Below are 17,897 nucleotides of genomic sequence, written 5' to 3' on the forward strand. Positions count from 1 at the left end.
ACGGCAGACATGCTATCATAATGGCTAATGTAATGGTAGAATTATGGTTGAGTGCATAAAGAATGAATATAAATGCTGGGGTGACGACGTAACATGTGGACAACCATTTTCATTATCCTTGCGCTAATAGTCGGTCTTGTGATTGGATTTGCCGGCGGCGTATTCTACTTGCGTAGACAAATGGAGAAGATGCAGACTGATCCGCAGATGCTGCAAAAGATGGCCAAGCAAATGGGCTATAACTTAAATGGCAAGCAGATGCAAAAAGCACAGCAAATGATGAAAAACAAGAAAATGAGATAATCGGCCATCCTCTAACGCAATTAACGGAGATAGAGATGGAGCGGCTGGAGGAAGGGGCCATTTATGGCAGGCGTAAAAGATTACGTTAATACGCAAGTTGGCGATAACCGAGAGCGAATCGAGCATCATGTGAAAGAAATCTTGAAGCTCATTGGTGAAAATGTGGAGCGTGAAGGGTTGTTGGATACCCCTGCACGCGTGACGAGAATGTACGAGGAAATCTTCTCTGGTTATCAGGTAGACCCTCGCGACGTGCTCGGCGTTACCTTTGATGAACAACATGAAGAACTTGTCATCGTCAAAGATATCACGTATTATAGCCAATGCGAGCACCATATGGCGCCGTTCTTCGGTAAAGTTCATATCGGGTACGTTCCTAGCGGCAAGATTGCTGGCTTGAGCAAGTTTGCTCGACTAGTTGATGCGATTACGCGTCGCTTGCAAGTTCAGGAACGGATTACATCCGAAATTGCAGATATAATGGATGAAGTGCTTCAACCACACGGTGTTATGGTCGTTGTGGAAGGAGAGCACTTGTGCATGTGCGCACGCGGCGTGAAGAAGCCGGGCAGCAAGACGGTGACGTCTGCGGTTCGTGGTACCTTCCGCAGTGATGCGGCACAGCGCGCGGAATTCTTATCGCTCTTGCGACAGTAGACTTGGGTTTAATGATGGAGGAAGAACCCGTTCCGGGCATGGAACGGGTTCTTCTTGCTCATAGACAGGAAGGTTTCGTAGGAAGCACACGACATCGTCGCGTTCTTCGTGCGAAGCCTTCGATGTATGATCCGGTAGGCAACGAAGAAGGAGGAGTTTTGAACTCATGACAGTGAAACAAGTGGAAGAGAATAGCGTAGAACAAGAACAGGTACTTACGGAAGAACAAGCTGAATTGACACGTATGTATGAAGCAGCGACAGCTTACAAGAAGTTGTCTCCTTGGAAGTGGATGTCCGATAATACGGTATTCGCGGTTAGAAATCCAGAAGATGAAGAGATTGGCTACTGCAGCATTATGGGTACGAGCGAATCCTTGTATGGATTGGCTTTGTTCCGTGGTGCGGAGGGCTTGGAAAGCCTAAATGACATGCTTCTAGAGCGTGACGAGCGTTATGCATGGCTGCACCGTCAAAAGTGCATGATGGTAACGTATGAAGACCGTGCAGATATCGAGAAGCGCGACTGGCAAGAAATTAAAGACTTGGGCTTCAGCTTCCGCGGTAAGAACGCGTGGCCGATGTTCCGTGCTTTCGATCCAGGTCTTGTACCTTGGACGTTGAACCGTGAGCAAGTTCGCTTTATGACAACAGCTCTCGAGCAAGTGATGATCGTAGCAGAGCGTGTGAAAAAGGATGCAGAGACGCTTGCAGCACCGCGTTCTGGCCAAGTCCTTGTACGTGAGCTAGAAAATGGTACGTGGAAAGATACATGGAGAGATCCAGACTTTATTCTTAAGCGTCCTGTTAAAGTTATGTGTGAAGATCAAGCTCGCTTAAATGATGTGATGGAGCGCTTCCCGAACAAGAAAGGACATTGGGAAACGGAGTTCTTCTTTGCTCCTGTTGCGGTGCAAGGTGAGTCTGAGCGTCCTTACTATCCACGTCTTTGTCTGTGGGTAGACCGTTTGGCACGTCAAGCTGTAGGCTTCCACTTGTCTTATGACGATAACTATGAGCAAGAGTTCCTTAACCACTTCCTTCAGCTGATTGAAGAAAAAGGTGCTCGTCCGCAAAAGCTTATCATTCGTACGAACGATACAGTGGACTTGCTTGAGAAGACAGCACAGCGTATGAAGATCAAAATCGAGCGTGAGCCGAAGCTTGTTTATTTGGAAGAAGCACGTGACGACTTGTTCGAGTACTTTATGAAAAATGACAAGAAATAAAAGAATAAAGTTGTTCGCTATTCCACTTTGATTGAGTGTCAAGCTGGATGCGAATCTATAAAAAATCGCTTTTCTTTTCCCTTTGAATATAGGGAGGAAGAAAGGCGATTTTTTATTCTCTATTCGTCCTTATGATTACTGACGATAGTAGACTTGGCACAAGTCTATAAAATGCTGGGCTGCCTTAGAAAGATAACGATTTTTTAGCCATATTAATACGGATGCAGAAGTAGAATCTTCGATTTTCACAGTTTGAACCTCAAATCCAGGATGCATTTGCAGCACGGTTTCTGGTATGATCGTTGAGGCAAAGCCAGACTGAACAAGATTCATAAGCAATGCGATGTCTGAACATTCACCGATAACATTCGGTGCTATATTTCTCCCCGTAAACTGTTCCATAATTAAACTGTGTACACCAAGCCCTTGGGTACTCGGTAAAATGAGGGGCACCTCCCGTAGCTGCTGCCATAGATCACTGTTAGTACATATGTTTTGTGTACCGGTGACAAAACAAAGGGATTCTTTTCGCAGCGGCATAACCGTAAACTCTTCCAGATTAAGTGGATAACGGATAATAGCAATTTCAATGGCCCGTTCCTTGATCATTTTGCACAGCTGAGCGGACTCATTTTGCTGTATTTTATAAGTGATTTTCGGATATTTGTCGCGAAACGTTTGCAGTAGCTTTGGAAGGATGTTATCCGATAGCGTATTTACGCCAAATGCTAGCTGACCTCGAATTCCACTGCCGATTTCTTTAACTTCGATCTCACTCTCTTCCATGAACTGAACAATTCGAAGTGCGTGTTCGTACAACGATTTTCCTGCACTAGTCAGCTCGATGCCAGAGCGATGGCGCTTAACCAATTGGACATTAAGCTCTTGCTCTAGCTGCTTTAGCTGTTGACTGAGCGGTGGTTGTGCCATACAGAGCTTGGCGGCAGCCCCGGTGATTGTCCGCTCTTCCGCGATAGCAATAAAATATCTCAGTTGTCTAATATCCACGATAAGCGTAACGCTCCTTCCATACTAAATTCATATACAAAAGTAACTATATCAATATTTTTCATATATTTTGTTCCATGGTAGCATAAAAAGCATTACCAAGAAAAGGCGAGGTGAAGCATCATGCCGAGAGCGTTCATAATCGTATTATCTGGTGTTTTGCTGATGGGCTGTTCAATCGAGCCGTCTCCAAAAGAAAAGGAAAATTCCGTGTCTTCCGAACAGCCTCAAAAACAAGAGCCAACCTCTTCGAAAACGAACGATGAAAAGGTCTTGAATGAAGCATTGTTGGCTGCAGCTGAAAAGGGAGAAACAACAGAAGTGCTTCAACGTCTTAAAAACGGTGCGGATATTAATACGAGAGATAAGGATGGTCGCACACCCGTTATGCTAGCTACTGTAGGCAATCATCCTGTTACGGTCAAGGTACTGTTGGATCGTGGGGCTGACGTTAACATTCAAGATGATCGTAAAGACAACCCGTATTTATATGCCGGGGCGGAAGGGTTAACGGAAGTTCTCAAGCTGGCGATTGAAGCAGGTGCGGATACCAAGCTGACGAACCGCTATGGTGGTACCGCTCTCATTCCTGCAGCGGAACATGCGCATTTAGACATTATTGAGTACTTAGTACAGCATTCGGATGTAGATATTAATCATGTTAACAATCTTGGCTGGACGGCATTGATGGAAGCAATTGTGCTGGGCAGCGGAGGAGAAGAACACCAGCGAGTAGTTGAAATGCTTATTCAGTACGGTGCTGATGTAAATATTCCAGATATAGATGGTGTTTCGGCGTTAGAGCATGCGAAATCTAGAGGATACGATGAAATTGAAAAGATGCTAGTAGCCGCAGGAGCAAAATAGAAGGTAAAACGAATCCCAAGATGGATCCCGATATTTCAGTCACTAGGAGGAAAATAACATGAATGCATCTACGTATTGGCTTACGAATGTTTTGTTAGAGGTAGCTTTTGAAAAAGAGCAAGATGTGGTTGTAGGGACACAGACAGCACTTCATCATATCCAAGTCAAAGAAGGCGTAATTGCTAATATTATTGCTGCTGGTCAATTGCCGGATGATGGAATTCCACATGTGGATGCAAAAGGTTTGCTTATGCTTCCCTCGTTTAAGGAGATGCATATTCATATCGACAAAACGTACTATGGTGGACCTTGGAAGGCGGTACGACCGGCTGCAAGTATTTTCGATCGATTGGCGGAAGAACAGGTCATCCTTAAGCAGCAGCTGCCTACAGTGAAGGAGCGAGCTGCAAAAATGCTCGACTTGCTGCTTGGCAACGGGGCAACTCATATTCGAACACATGTCAACGTCGATCCAATCGTCGAGACCAAAAATATGGAGCTAACGCTGCAAGTACTTGGCGATTACGCTGGCAAGCTGACGGCAGAGAGTGTTGCTTTCCCGCAGCATGGGCTGCTTAAATCTTCATCTGTAGAGCGAGTAAAGAGTGCAATGAGACTTGGGGCTACCCATGTTGGAGCTGTTGATCCAGCGGTTGTCGATGATAACATTGAGATGTCCTTGGCTACGCTGATGGATATTGCTGTTCAGTTCGATGCAGGTATTGATCTGCATTTGCATGAGCGCAATCAACTGGGTCTTTATACGATGAACAAGCTGGCTGATTTGACAGAGGAAGCAGGCTGGCAAGGACGTGTGACGGTGAGTCATGCATTTGGATTTGCAGGTCCTGTAACGAAGGCGGCAGAGCAGTTGGCTGAACGCTTTGCGGAACTAGGCATATCGATTTCGTCTACCGTACCAATCGGAGCGGTACAGATGCCTATTCCGATGCTTCGTGAAAAAGGAGTTCTTGTCGAGCTTGGAAATGACAGTATTACAGATCACTGGTCACCGTTCGGAACAGGGGACATGCTTGAAAAGGCTAATCGTATGTCAGAATTGTATGGTTATGCAGATGAATACTCATTATCTCGTGCAATTACTTGTATTACAGGAGGCGTCACTCCGCTGGATAATGACGGGAAGCAGGTATGGCCTGTTCAAGGAGCCCTTGCGGATGCAGTCTTCGTAAAGGCTAGCTGCTCCGCTGAGGCGGTTGCTCGTCGTTCGGAGCGACGTGCAGTTATGTTTATGGGACAAGTCGTAGCTGGAGCATTTTAATAGCTAAGCACTATTAGAAGCAGGTTCATGCTTGATGGATGATGAAATAGATGCAAAGATACAAAGGAGCGGCTGAGCCGCTCCTTTTCGATATCTGGGGGAATGTCGATAGGTGATATTTCACTATCAGAGCCAGATTCGTATTTTAAGATAACGAGAAGATACAATAATAAATAACCAAATAAGGGGTGATCGAATGACGATACGACTGCGCTTGTTGCTATCTTATACAGCGATGCTCATGACAACGGTTATTATGTTTGCTATCGCAGCAGTACTCATTACGGTAGCGTTGACGGGTGATATACGGAGCATGAAGGACTTTTATCAAATTCATTACTCCATTTCCCCCCTAACAGAGCAGGAAGAGACATTGTATCAGGATTTAAAATATATAGCGAAAAACAATCCAGATCAGCTCACAGAAGAGAAGCTATTACAAGAATATGATTTTGAGCTTCGGAAAAAGCAGGCAGGACTTCATGTGCGGAAAGGGAATGATACGGTATTTTTATCGGGGATATGGAATGATCCCAATCTGACGCAGGCACTGCCAGCCTATGATCCTACTAATGTGAAGCTTCGCAATACGGTGAACGTAGATAATCGATTCTACGCGTACATGAAATTTGATTTTACATTTTCAGATGGGCAGCCAGGCGGCATGTATGTCATTAGAGAGTTAAGCCCCTATACAGCATTGACGCAAAATCTATTTCCGGTACTAATTGGGTTGTTGTTCGTCATTATCGCGGTGGCAAACGGGCTCTTATACTATTTCGTAACGAGGAGCATTACAAAGCCGCTTAGTCGTCTTCGTGAATCCGCTGAGAAAATACGAGATGGAGACCTGAACTTCGAGATCGCCTCCGGTTCGAATGATGAGGTTGGGCAGCTGAGTCAAGCATTCGAGGATATGCGGCAGCGATTAAAGGAGTCGATAGATCTTCAACTGCAGTATGAGGATAATCGCAAGCAGCTTATTGCAAACATTTCGCATGATTTAAAAACACCGCTCACGACGATCAAAGGATATATCGAAGGGATACGTGACGGAGTGCCGGATACACAGGAGAAAATGGACAAGTACACAGGTACGATTTTTTCCAAAGTTGTTCATATGGATCAGATGATTGATGAATTGTTCCTATTCTCAAAACTAGACCTGAAGCGCCTGCCGTTCACGTTTGAAGAAGTGGATCTCGCGTTATTTCTAAAAGACTGCGTGGATGAATATAGGCTGGATCTGATGAGTAGAGGTATTGAGATTGAGTTAAATGAGCCTGATAATGGAACACGTCCCATTATCGCTAAAGTGGATCGTGAGAAATTAATGCGGACGATGAATAACATCATTAGTAATTCGATTAAGCATATGGACAAAGCATATAAAAAAATCGAGATTCGATACGAGCCGCACTCAAATGACAATGTGGTAACGGTTGCGATTTCGGATAATGGTATAGGTATCGAACCAGAAGCAGTACCGTTTATTTTCGATCGATTCTACTGCGCCGATCCTTCCCGCACGCAAGGAGGCAGCGGTCTCGGGCTTGCCATTGCGAAGCAAATTGTGCATGGACACAGTGGAGAGATTTGGGCAGAGAGTGAGCAGGGACAGGGTACCGTTATTACTTTTACCTTGCAGCGAATACGAAGACAGGAGGGCTCTGTATGAAATCGATTCTGATTATTGAAGATGAGCCGAGCATTGCTGAGCTGCAAAAGGACTACTACGAACTGAGCGGCATGAAGGCCGATATTTGCCATGATGGAGAAGAGGGGTTAAAGCGTGCTTTGGAAGGCGATTACGATCTCATCGTGCTGGATTTGGCCTTGCCGAAACGGGATGGCTATGAAATTTGCAAGCAAATTCGAGCGGTGAAGGAAATACCGATTCTAATGGTATCCGCCAAAAAAGAAGAGATAGATAAAATTAGAGGTCTCCATCTAGGAGCGGACGACTACATTACGAAACCTTTCAGTCCGAGTGAGCTCGTAGCACGGGTTAGGGCGCATTTAGGCCGCTACGAGCGGCTAACGGGCAAACAGCAACCAGCACAACAGACGAGATTCGAATTCGCGGATTACTTATTGATAAAATATCTCGTCGCGTATATGTGAATGGACAGGAAGCGGTTATGACGACGAAGGAATTCGACCTGTTAACGTATATGGCGACTCATCTCAATCGGGTGTTTAGCAAAGAGCAATTATTTGATCAATTGTGGGGCTTTGACTCGATTGGCGATATTTCCACTGTAATCGTACACATACGGCGAATTCGTGAGAAAATTGAGCTGGACCCATCCAATCCACAATATATCGAAACGATTTGGGGAGCGGGTTATCGCTTTAATGTGTAGTGGGATATGTGACGAACGAAATCTGTAACGGACTGTGTAATGCCATGTGTAACGTCATAGTGATGCAAATGTAATGATTTGAATATGTATTCCGTTATTTAATCTTTTGTTAATCTTTTGTTCAGTATGAGTTTCTTTTTCCTCTGTAAAGTGGTTGTTAGACACATTACAACGACAAGACACTTTACACTTAAGGAGGAAGAACCTATGACACCAAATACAAAGAAGGTTGCTGCTTTCGTGGTAGCGGCGACATTGATTACCGGATATGCAGGGCCATTGGCAGTTCCTGCGCAGGCTGCTTCTGCTAAAGCAGTGGCTGCTACCTTTAAGGACTTTAAGGATCTTTCACAAGATAGTGAATACGCTCAAGCTATTCAAGCTATGATCGAGCAAAAGGTCATCGCAGGATATAAAGATAACACGATTAAGCCTAACCAACATGTGAATCGCGCTGAACTGGCGAAGATGATCGTACTCGCGCTTGAATTGGAGCAGGCAACTGCTGGTGAAGATGATGGTTATGCTGATGTCGCTCCAGGACAATGGTTCCATCGTTATGCAGCCACGTTGACTAAGAACGGTGTTCAAGTGGATTCGGACAAGTTCCAGCCGCATAAACAAGTGACGCAGCAGGAATTGGTCAACATGTTAGCTAGTGTCTTGGAAAAAGACGGGGATGAAATTCAAGCTTGGATGAGCAACTATGAAGGGAACAAGCATGTGACTCGTGCACAAGCTGCTCAAATCCTTTATCAAGCACAGCAAGTGAAGTCTTCTGAGACAGTTATCACGAACATTACACCGTTGAACTCGGTAACGTTGCAAGTGACATTTTCAAAGCCGTTGACAGCAGAAGAAGTGAATCTTGATAATGCATCGAAGAACTTCGTGTTCGATAATGATTTGAAAATTGTGAACGTTCCTCAGTTGAAGACAGGTGCAACGCAGACATACATCGTGCCAACGACAACTCAAAAAGCAGGAACAGCTTATACGTTGAAGTATGGCGATGAAAAGGCAGTTAGCTTTGCAGGAACAGCTGAGAAAATTCAACTAAGCAGTGTTCAACAAGTAACAAACGATACCGTTCAAGTTATATCGAACCGTGCGGATGGTGTTGTTGACTATGGCTACGTCATTGCAGCTTATCGTAATGGCCGCGGTGCATTGGCGATGCAGTTGGACGAGAATAACCATGTAGATGGTGTAACGTATGAAATCATTCCATCTTTGCGCAGCCGCACAGCAACATTGACACCAAACAATGGTGGTGCAGCAATCATAGCGAACTATGTGCCATTTACACAGTCTACTGATGGACGTCAAGCACCTAAGTTCCGCCTACCGCAAGGTACGACGCTTCAGCCAGGCGTTACTTACACCATTACATCTGACTGGATGGAAGTGAAGAATGCGACGTTTACGGCTAGTGAAGTAGCACCACTTGCGTTGCAATCTGCGAAGCAAGTATCTCCAACCTCGTTGGAAGTGACATTGACAGCTGATCCACAAGACGAGTTGCTAGCAGGTCGCAGCGTGACCCTTACAGCAGCAGATGGCAGCCAACTAACAGCAACGTACAAGTTCTCTTCCCGTAAGGGTGCAACAGGTACGTTCGATATCGCTAACAACGGCCAATTGAAGTCAGGTACAACATACACAGTAACGGCTGTGAATGGCTGGGCGACAGCGAATCAAGTAATACTAGCGGTGCAATAAATACAACATAGAATTAACTGGACGAGACTACACGTATTAGATGTAACCCCTTCCTTCATCTTATAAGTGACCGTTTTATATAAAGAGGCTATAGCGTTTTCCGGATCGATTTCGGGAAGCTTATAGCCTCTTTTTGCTTGGAGTCCTATGGTATGTCACGTGTGTACGTATGCCTTGTATGAAGTGACGTTTTATAAATGTAAGGTGTATGCAGCCAGAGCAGCGAGAGAATACACTATTAATCTGTGAATGTGGATGGATTAAACAAGAGAGTATATTCATAGAAGATAAATGTTAAAAGATAAACGCTGTGAAAGTATGTCTTAGAAGGAATAGGCTGAGGATCGTGAATTGGTGTCGTAGTTGACGACGACAACTTCATTGACACCGCCGCGAGCAGTACCTTTGGAGTTGATTAGGCGCTTGGCATGAACATGATGGATATGATAGTTGCGGTATAAGTCGGTGATGAACTCGGTAGCGTGGTTGGAAAGCATGACATATACACCTTTTTGGTCTAATTCTTGGTATAGCTCGGCAAGTCTGCGTTGTTCTTCTCGTGCAAATCCACCTTTGGCATAGGACGTAAAAGATGCAGTAGGTGAGAGGGTATCATAGGGTGGGTCGAAGTAAACGAAATCCCCTGCTTTTGCTTGGCTAACCGCCGCAGCATAGTCGCCATTGCGAATCTGGATCATATTGTGGTTTAAATAACGGGAGAAGGCGCGTACTTTATGTTCCTGCACGATGTTTGCCTGTTTGTATTTTCCATACGGCACATTGAATTTGCCACGGCTGTTCACGCGATAAAGTCCATTGAAGCATGTCCGATTCAAGTAAATCGTTCGAGCGGCACGTTCCACGGAAGAGAGGGACGCATAGGTATCTTCCTCTCTGTCCCAGCTGCGGACTTCATAATAATGAGTCTCTGAGTTGACATGCTCGCTGAGGGCGGTAATTAAGGCTTCTGGATCGTATTGGATTACTCGATACACATTGATTAAATCTTCATTAATATCATTAATTACGGCAGCCTGGGGCTTTAACGAAAGGAGCATGGCCGCTCCTCCTACGAATGGCTCGTAGTAGGTACATATGGACCAATCCAATTGTGGCAGTTGAGTGTGCAGATGATGAAGTATTTGCCGTTTGCCCCCGGCCCATTTTAGGATCGGCTTGAGCACGGGTTTTCTCCTTCCATAATGGCTTATATCGAGGAGCGTCCCTTAGCACGACTGAACATGCGCCAAGGGACGGACATCTGTTTACCTATTTTAACCAAGGGACTGCAAGGAATCAAGACATCGATAGACTTAAAAAGGAGCCCACTTCAATTGTCGTGCTTTTAGATAGCGTTCGTTCACCGCAGGCCAATACACGACGTTCCACCAGTCTTTAATATAGTCAGCCCGTTTATTCTGATGTTTCAAATAGTAAGCGTGTTCCCAAACGTCGAGCACGAGCAGCGGGATGACATCCCATTGTGATAGGTTCTGATGCTTCTCCGCTTGGAGAATTTCCAAACGACGGCTGCGAGGGCTCCAGACGAGAATGGCCCAGCCGCCTCCTTCCACCTTTTCTGCTGCTTTGGAAAATTGCTGCTTGAAAGCTTGATAGCTTCCAAAGTCCTGCTCGATTTGGCGTCTTAGATCGCCTTGTGGTTCACCTCCGCCTTTTGGATTCATGACGTCCCAAAAGATCGTATGCAAATAATGTCCTGCCCCGTTGAATGCCAGATCGCGCTCTAGCGCTTTGATCTGATCGAAGTTGCCGGTGCGGCGTGCTTCGACTAAGGCCAGTTCGGTTTTGTTCAAGTCATCGACATAAGCCTTGTGGTGGATGTCGTGATGGATTTGCATGGTTTTCGTATCAATATACGGCTCTAGTGCATTGTAAGGGTAGGGAAGCGGCGGTAGGCGATGCCCGCCTGGAGGTACGTATACGTTATCTGCTGGGCGTGCCTCTTCGGGTGCCGCTTGGCGCAGCTGCGGCTCCACAGCAGGCGCCTGTGGCTCTGCTGCTGCCATTGGCGGAGCGTTTGCTGTGCCTTGTGGAGCGTAAGGCGATCCGTGCTGGCTTGCAGCGGCTAGTGGTGCATAAGGCGAGCTGTGCTGGCTTGCCACGCCCTGCGGTGCATAAGGCGGGTCATGCTGGCTAGCCGCAGCTAGCGGCGCATAGGGCGAGCCATGCTGGCTAGTCGCAGTGCTGCTTGGCGGGCGCCCGCTCTGCGGCGGTATGGCTTCGCCCGCCGCAAAAGTCTGTGACAACGGCCTGCTGCCTATGGCCGCGGTCACATCATTGGGCCTAACAGCGGCTGAAGCGTAAGCCGCAGGGTGGCCTTGTTCATACGCCGCCGCGTTCGCTTGCGCTTCGGCGAGCGGAGTGCTCGTCAGCGACTTCGTCACGCTGACGAATACGTACGATTCGCGCACGACATGGGCGCATAGAAACGGTGCGGCTGACGTGTGCCGCACCGCTTGGCTGTACTGCTTAATATGTTCCAACTGCTGAATAAAATGCTCCGATTGGTGGACGGATGCACCTAGCAGCTGATCAATTTGAGTCAGCAAGGAGTTGTCCCATCGTCTATCTGAGCTTATGCAGTTGTGCAGCCAGCCACGTGCTGTCTCTTCCGTCTTAGCAAAGACATGCTCCCATTCAGTTAGCACTTGATGGAAGCTTGGTTCTAGCTCCGGAACAACGCTTCGAATGAGCACAGCATGTTCCTTCTCTTGGTTTTTCCAGTCTTGAATCGCTTCCAATATTCGAATCGGCATGTAAGGACCGTAAATAAGCAGCATGGCATTCCTCCTCCACCACACGTGATGCGTTCATGATTATACATATGAGGAGGAAAGGTTGGACTATAACAATAATAATGTTATCGATATGCTTGGGTGTTACATAGGGGTGATGGGGGGAGTGAAAGAGCTAGTATGGAGCAGCTTCTTATTCGCGCAATCCTCAAGATGAGTTCATAAATAGTGATGGTATGGACAAAAGTACAGTTATTTTTCTCGATTAGACACTTTAAACGAGCAAGGGACCAAAATAACTGCATTTTTGACGATAATAGCTCAAAAAAGCACATTTACAGATTAAATAACTGCACATTTGCGCAATTCAAACGAAGAGCTAGTAACTAACGCATGTTTGCCGCATTATGAAATTGATTCTATTAAATAAAATAAAAAATCCCCTTCCTACTTTAGGAAAGGGACTGTATACATATCAGCCTTTGATTAGCGTTTAGCCGTAAGCTGTGTATCGCGCTCAGCAGAGGTCTCCAGAAACTGTGCTACTTTGCGCAGATACGTTTTGCTATCTTCTCGATAGATGAGCTCATGGTGAGCACCGTCTACAATCCAAGAGCTTGAGAGTGCAGGATCCTGATTGCTAGCAATTTGCTCGGCAATTGTATAAGGCGCCTTTGTATCTGCTGTTCCATGAATGAAGAAGGTTGGGATTGTATACTGATGTGCCTTTACTTCATCATATGGAATCTGCTGCAAACTTGTATCATTCAACAGCGGGAACATCATGCGCAATACATTTAGCGACGGCTCTTTTGGAAGATTTACAAACTGCTGCAAATTATGATAGAGCGTATCCGGCTCTAATAAGAACATGCTATCCAGCACCATGGCATCGATATCATCGCTAATCAAGCTCGCTTGAAGTGCAGTACCAGCTCCCATAGAGAAGCCCCATACGACGATATGTTCCGAGCCGCGCTTTTTCGCTAACTCAACTGCTCCAAGAAGCTGTTCTTTCTCCAGCCTTCCGCCCGTTGCTTTTGTCTTATGGTTTGTTGAAGCAAAGCCATAATCAAACATAATGACGTTATAGCCGAGACGTTGAGCGAAGTGGGCTAAGTCATACATAGGTACCCAGTATTCTTCTCGATTTGCTCCATAGCCATGGCTCAATATAATCGTCTTCTTGGATGTAGAGCTTGCTGGAATGTACCATCCTTCTACGAGTGTATGCTGATCACGTGCAGGGAAGGTCACATTTTCATATTGAAGTCCTTTCGCTGTCATAGGATTAGCAAACAGCGGAGGAACTTGAGGGTTAGCGAACATCCAAGCGATAAAGCCATGCAGGGCTAAAAAGATGACAACTACTGTGAACATAGCGGATAACAACAAGGCGATGAGTATATGTTTCAACTTCACGCGCTTCATTCGAGCGGGTATTGCTGGCTCAATAGGAGCAATCCAATCGGGCTGGACGTTTGGGGTTGATATCATAGGTGAACTCATGGTGGATGCCTCCTTTATTCGCGATGTTTCACGGATGAGCTTTACATGTTCGAAATGTATAAATGTGGAACTAAAGTCCTGGTCGAGTATTGTCGAACAGTATAATCTACGTGCAACGTTCTAGTTCGTAGTTATTGAGTTGAAATCGTTTTCTGTTACTACCATCGTATGCGCATAACCCTGCTAAAACAATGGTATTGCACGATTTGTAAGGCGATTGTAATGCTCGTGTAATATAGTAAACTTCATGTAAAATTAGAGCGAATTATGGGACTAAAGTCTAGCGCAGAATTCCTCTTTAAAAATAAGTACGAAGCGTACGGAGTGGGGAATGAGATCGTGTCGGGGACTACATACAAGTCATAGCAGATGCCGTTGTGAAATAGAGTATGGATAAGCATGAATCTTATCAACTGGATCAAACGCCGCTTTCTTTTCTATATTAGCAATTTAGAACAACATCTCTTTACGCAAACAAATCTCGGCGTTATACTAGATGTAACAAAGTTCCATGTAATGGAACGAAAGAAGGTGATTTACCTATGGAAGAAAGCGGAGGTAAGTTGACGGTTCGTGCGGTCGAAAGAGCGCTTGATATATTGATGTGCTTCAAGGATGCTCATGATTTGAGTTTGACCGAAATCTCAGGACGAGTAGGCTTAAATAAAAGTACTGTTCATCGTTTGTTGGCCACGCTGGAGGAGAAGGGTTTCTTGCTGCGTGACGGAGATAAGTTCAGACTCGGATACAGCGTATGGGAACTGGCAGCGAACTTGACTCAAGTGGATGATGCTGCTCAGCTGCTGCTTCCAGAAATGGAGCGTTTGCGTGACCAGCTCGGAGAAACGATAAGCTTGTATGTCCGGGACGGCAATGATCGAATTCGTATTCAAGCAGTCCAGAGCAATCAGGCCATTCGCCGTGTAGCGCCGATCGGTGTGCGATTGCCTCTATATGTAGGTGCGTCGAGTAAAGTACTTCTTGCCTTTGCTGATGAAGCAGAACGTGCAGAGACGATGCAAAGCCCATCTTGGCCAGCTTCGATTGAGACGCAGGATTTTTTACAGCAGCTAGAAGAAGTTAGAAGAAGCGGATACGCATTAAGTGTGGAAGAGCGTGAACCTGGGGCGGCAGCAGTATCTGTACCGATACTGGATCGTTCTCATCGTATTTCAGCTGCGTTGTCCGTATCTGGTCCTGTTAGCCGCATGACTCCAGATACGATGCGGACGTATGCTCCTTTGCTAATGGAAGCTGCGTCTCGTATGGAGAAGATGATTCGTACTGTTAATTTGTAACGTTCATTTGTGAGGGTTATTTTCTGGTATTACTTGCATAATTAATCCTATTCCGTTATGGTTAGTGAGGAATAAGTTAACATTTACCATGCATGAACTGCATATTGTTACTGGGGGTGCCTCCGAGTGGAGGCTGAGACAAGATCGCGCTGAAGATCTTAAACCCTTTGCACCTGATCTGGATTATACCAGCGTAGGGAAGTAATCGGCACGATAAGCACTAGTAGACAAGGATGATGATCATTCTTTGTCTCGGTGTGTGGGTATATCGACTTCAGCCGGTTCCTTTACGGGACCGGCTTTTTGTATGTTTGAATCTATCGTTGAATCACATACAGTCGATATATACGCATTACAGCTGCGCAACTGACCCTTAACCCCTCTTATTTGAAGAGACATCTTTAATGGAGGGTCCTCTGTTAGGTATAACCGATAAATTTGCACATTTGCAGTTTTCGCCATGGCATGACCAAGGAGGAAATGAACATGAAGAAACCTACAACAACTGCACTACCCCAGACTAATCTTACTTCTAATAGCGTACCTACTGAATCATCAACCATTGACCAAGCGACAACAACCGTACAAATGGATACGGAGCTATCCGCAAACTCGCAATCAGGCTCGGAACGATCTAAGCCGATGATCGAACCCTTTCCAAGCAGCCGCAAGGTATATACTGAAGGCTCGCGCCCAGATATCCTAGTACCTGAACGCGAGATTAAACTGCATGATACGGAGACACCTGACGGTATCGAGCATAATCCACCATTGCGCGTATATGACACCAGCGGTCCGTACACGGACCCAGATGTCACGATTGATATTCGGAAAGGCTTGCAGCCGCTAAAGAAAAATTGGGTACTTGAACGCAATGATGTAGAGATTTATGATGGTCGAGAAATAAAGCCAGAAGACAATGGCTTCCGCACAGAACAAGGCGTGCGGGTTGCTGGTGCTGAGCAGTTCCCAGCTGTGAATGTGCAGCCGCTGCGTGCAAAGGCAGGTCAAAATGTGACACAGATGCATTATGCACGTAAGGGCATCATTACGCCTGAAATGGAATATGCAGCTATTCGCGAAGGCTTATCACCTGAGTTTGTAAGAGATGAGATCGCTCGTGGCCGCGCCATATTGCCATGCAACATTAATCACCCTGAGTGTGAGCCGATGCTAATCGGGCGCAACTTCCACGTAAAGATTAATGCCAACATCGGTAACTCTGCCGTAGCTTCGTCAATTGAAGAGGAAGTAGAGAAGATGGCGTGGGCGATTCGGTGGGGCGCAGATACGATCATGGACTTGTCCACGGGCAAAAATATTCATACGACACGTGAGTGGATTATTCGCAATACGCCAGTTCCGGTCGGTACGGTGCCGATCTATCAGGCACTGGAGAAAGTAAATGGCAAGGCAGAGGACTTATGTTGGGAAGTGTTCCGCGACACGTTAATTGAGCAGGCGGAACAGGGAGTTGATTATTTTACGATTCATGCGGGTGTGCTGCTTCGTTACATACCGATGACGGCTAAGCGAATGACGGGAATTGTGTCACGCGGCGGTTCGATCATGGCTGCATGGTGCCTTGCTCATCATAAAGAGAATTTCTTGTATACGCACTTTGAGGATATTTGTGAGATTATGAAACGCTATGATGTTGCTTTCTCGCTTGGTGATGGCCTGCGTCCAGGCAGCATTTATGATGCAAATGATGAAGCGCAGTTTGCGGAGCTGGAGACGCTTGGTGAGCTGACAGAGATAGCGTGGAAGCATGATGTGCAGGTTATGATCGAAGGACCTGGTCATGTACCTATGAATAAAATTAAAGAGAACGTCGATATTCAGCTAGAAATATGTAAGGAAGCACCATTCTATACGCTGGGACCGCTGACGACAGATGTGGCGCCAGGCTATGATCATATTACGTCTGCTATCGGAGCGGGCATGATTGGCTGGTTCGGTACAGCTATGCTCTGCTATGTAACACCGAAGGAACATTTGGGACTACCTAATAAAAATGACGTACGTGAGGGAGTTATCGCCTACAAAATTGCAGCTCATGCATCGGATTTGGCGAAGGGACATCCACGTGCTCAGAAGCGAGATGATGCGCTGTCCAAAGCCCGCTTCGAATTCCGCTGGCGTGATCAATTCAATCTGTCCCTTGATCCGGAGCGTGCGATGGAGTACCATGACGAGACGCTCCCAGCAGAAGGGGCAAAGTCTGCTCATTTCTGTTCCATGTGCGGGCCGAAGTTCTGCAGTATGAAGATTACTCAGGATATCCGCCAGTACGCGAAGGAGAACGGACTGGAGGATAATGCAGCGATTACGGTGGGTATGGAAGAGAAGGCGGAGCAGTATCGTAGTAAGCTATCAGCGACATCCTAATATATGTTGAGCGTTTGGATGATGACTTTTGTACAATATTAGAGAAAGAACCCTTCAAGCATGTACAAACAGCAATGGACATAAAAACACAAGAGACACAAGATATTATGTTTATAGCAGTAGAAGTTATTATTGTCCATTATTGAGTCTTTGGCGTTAGATTGCATTTTCTAGCATCTGAATTTAATTTAAAAGTTCATTTTAAGTGGTGCATCGTTTATGTTCATGGCTAAAAGAGTTCATCAGCGTCATGATTTATGTACTTAACGCTATAAATAATAACGTTCATTAAGGAAGGGTCGACAACTCGTCGATCCTTCCTTTTTCGCGCTGCATCCATATCTAGTGGTTGTTTACGGATTGTCAATGCGAACAAGCGAACTTTCTTTTTTTATTTTTTTGTGAACGAGGAGGATATGTGTTGAAGCACAAACATGCTTGTCCGCCGAACCTCTCAAAGACACGGAATGTCGATATCTCCGCAAAGGCCTGCAGGTCAACAGTTGGGCA

13 protein-coding genes, 1 pseudogene and 1 riboswitch are annotated in these 17,897 nt (G+C 45.9%); of the genes and pseudogenes, 10 read left to right on the plus strand and 4 right to left on the minus strand.

The window, feature by feature from the left end; genetic code table 11:
• Positions 1-93 precede the first annotated feature (93 nt).
• The 3 genes from FPZ44_RS20740 to FPZ44_RS20750 all read left to right on the plus strand — a co-directional run bounded on the left by FPZ44_RS20740 (position 94) and on the right by FPZ44_RS20750 (position 2,188).
• On the plus strand, positions 94-303 hold the full coding sequence (locus tag FPZ44_RS20740; RefSeq protein WP_144993496.1) for a YneF family protein: 210 nt from the start codon (positions 94-96) through the stop codon (positions 301-303).
• Between the two features lie 63 nt (positions 304-366).
• Positions 367-960 (plus strand): GTP cyclohydrolase I FolE, encoded by a 594-nt coding sequence (folE, locus tag FPZ44_RS20745; RefSeq protein ID WP_028594689.1) that lies wholly within the window; start codon positions 367-369, stop codon positions 958-960.
• Positions 961-1,126: 166 nt separating this feature from the next.
• Complete coding sequence (locus FPZ44_RS20750) at positions 1,127-2,188, plus strand: DUF7309 domain-containing protein (RefSeq protein WP_144993498.1); 1,062 nt, start codon at positions 1,127-1,129, stop codon at positions 2,186-2,188.
• A 135-nt stretch (positions 2,189-2,323) separates the two neighbouring features.
• On the opposite strand, the gene FPZ44_RS20755 is transcribed toward FPZ44_RS20750, so the two are convergent.
• Positions 2,324-3,196, minus strand: coding sequence for a LysR family transcriptional regulator (locus tag FPZ44_RS20755; protein WP_144993500.1), 873 nt, complete (start codon positions 3,194-3,196; stop codon positions 2,324-2,326).
• 165 nt (positions 3,197-3,361) lie between these two features.
• Here FPZ44_RS20755 and FPZ44_RS20760 point away from each other — a divergent pair, with 165 nt between their 5' ends.
• The 5 genes and pseudogenes from FPZ44_RS20760 to FPZ44_RS20780 all read left to right on the plus strand — a co-directional run bounded on the left by FPZ44_RS20760 (position 3,362) and on the right by FPZ44_RS20780 (position 9,433).
• Positions 3,362-4,063: an ankyrin repeat domain-containing protein gene (locus FPZ44_RS20760; RefSeq protein ID WP_261378461.1), complete on the plus strand. Its 702-nt coding sequence runs from the start codon at positions 3,362-3,364 to the stop codon at positions 4,061-4,063.
• 58 nt (positions 4,064-4,121) lie between these two features.
• Positions 4,122-5,345: an amidohydrolase family protein gene (locus tag FPZ44_RS20765; protein ID WP_144993504.1), complete on the plus strand. Its 1,224-nt coding sequence runs from the start codon at positions 4,122-4,124 to the stop codon at positions 5,343-5,345.
• A 196-nt stretch (positions 5,346-5,541) separates the two neighbouring features.
• Positions 5,542-7,023, plus strand: a complete 1,482-nt coding sequence (locus FPZ44_RS20770; RefSeq protein WP_144993506.1) for a sensor histidine kinase — start codon at positions 5,542-5,544, stop codon at positions 7,021-7,023.
• Positions 7,020-7,711, plus strand: a pseudogene (locus tag FPZ44_RS20775) (response regulator transcription factor). The gene FPZ44_RS20770 and the pseudogene FPZ44_RS20775 overlap by 4 nt, the downstream one beginning before the upstream one ends.
• A gap of 207 nt (positions 7,712-7,918) precedes the next feature.
• Positions 7,919-9,433 (plus strand): S-layer homology domain-containing protein, encoded by a 1,515-nt coding sequence (locus tag FPZ44_RS20780; protein ID WP_186786164.1) that lies wholly within the window; start codon positions 7,919-7,921, stop codon positions 9,431-9,433.
• 323 nt (positions 9,434-9,756) lie between these two features.
• Here FPZ44_RS20780 and FPZ44_RS20785 read toward each other — a convergent pair whose 3' ends face one another.
• The 3 genes from FPZ44_RS20785 to FPZ44_RS20795 form a co-directional block, all read right to left on the minus strand.
• The gene (locus tag FPZ44_RS20785) at positions 9,757-10,617 is read right to left on the minus strand and encodes a DNA adenine methylase (RefSeq protein WP_144993510.1); all 861 of its coding nucleotides are present in this window, start codon (positions 10,615-10,617) and stop codon (positions 9,757-9,759) included.
• Positions 10,618-10,746: 129 nt separating this feature from the next.
• A complete protein-coding gene (locus FPZ44_RS20790; protein WP_144993512.1) occupies positions 10,747-12,234 on the minus strand; it encodes a Fe-Mn family superoxide dismutase in 1,488 nt (495 codons plus the stop codon).
• 441 nt (positions 12,235-12,675) lie between these two features.
• A complete protein-coding gene (locus FPZ44_RS20795) occupies positions 12,676-13,698 on the minus strand; it encodes an alpha/beta hydrolase (RefSeq protein WP_144993514.1) in 1,023 nt (340 codons plus the stop codon).
• Positions 13,699-14,240: 542 nt separating this feature from the next.
• On the opposite strand from FPZ44_RS20795, the gene FPZ44_RS20800 reads away from it, so the two are divergent.
• Together FPZ44_RS20800 and thiC are read left to right on the plus strand one after the other, a co-directional pair.
• A complete protein-coding gene (locus tag FPZ44_RS20800; protein ID WP_144993516.1) occupies positions 14,241-14,996 on the plus strand; it encodes an IclR family transcriptional regulator in 756 nt (251 codons plus the stop codon).
• A gap of 102 nt (positions 14,997-15,098) precedes the next feature.
• Positions 15,099-15,213: riboswitch (TPP riboswitch) on the plus strand.
• Between the two features lie 425 nt (positions 15,214-15,638).
• Positions 15,639-17,387, plus strand: a complete 1,749-nt coding sequence (gene thiC / locus FPZ44_RS20805; protein WP_186786179.1) for a phosphomethylpyrimidine synthase ThiC — start codon at positions 15,639-15,641, stop codon at positions 17,385-17,387.
• Positions 17,388-17,897 lie beyond the last annotated feature (510 nt).

This window comes from Paenibacillus agilis (genome assembly GCF_007786455.1).
GTDB lineage: Bacteria > Bacillota > Bacilli > Paenibacillales > Paenibacillaceae > Paenibacillus_B > Paenibacillus_B agilis.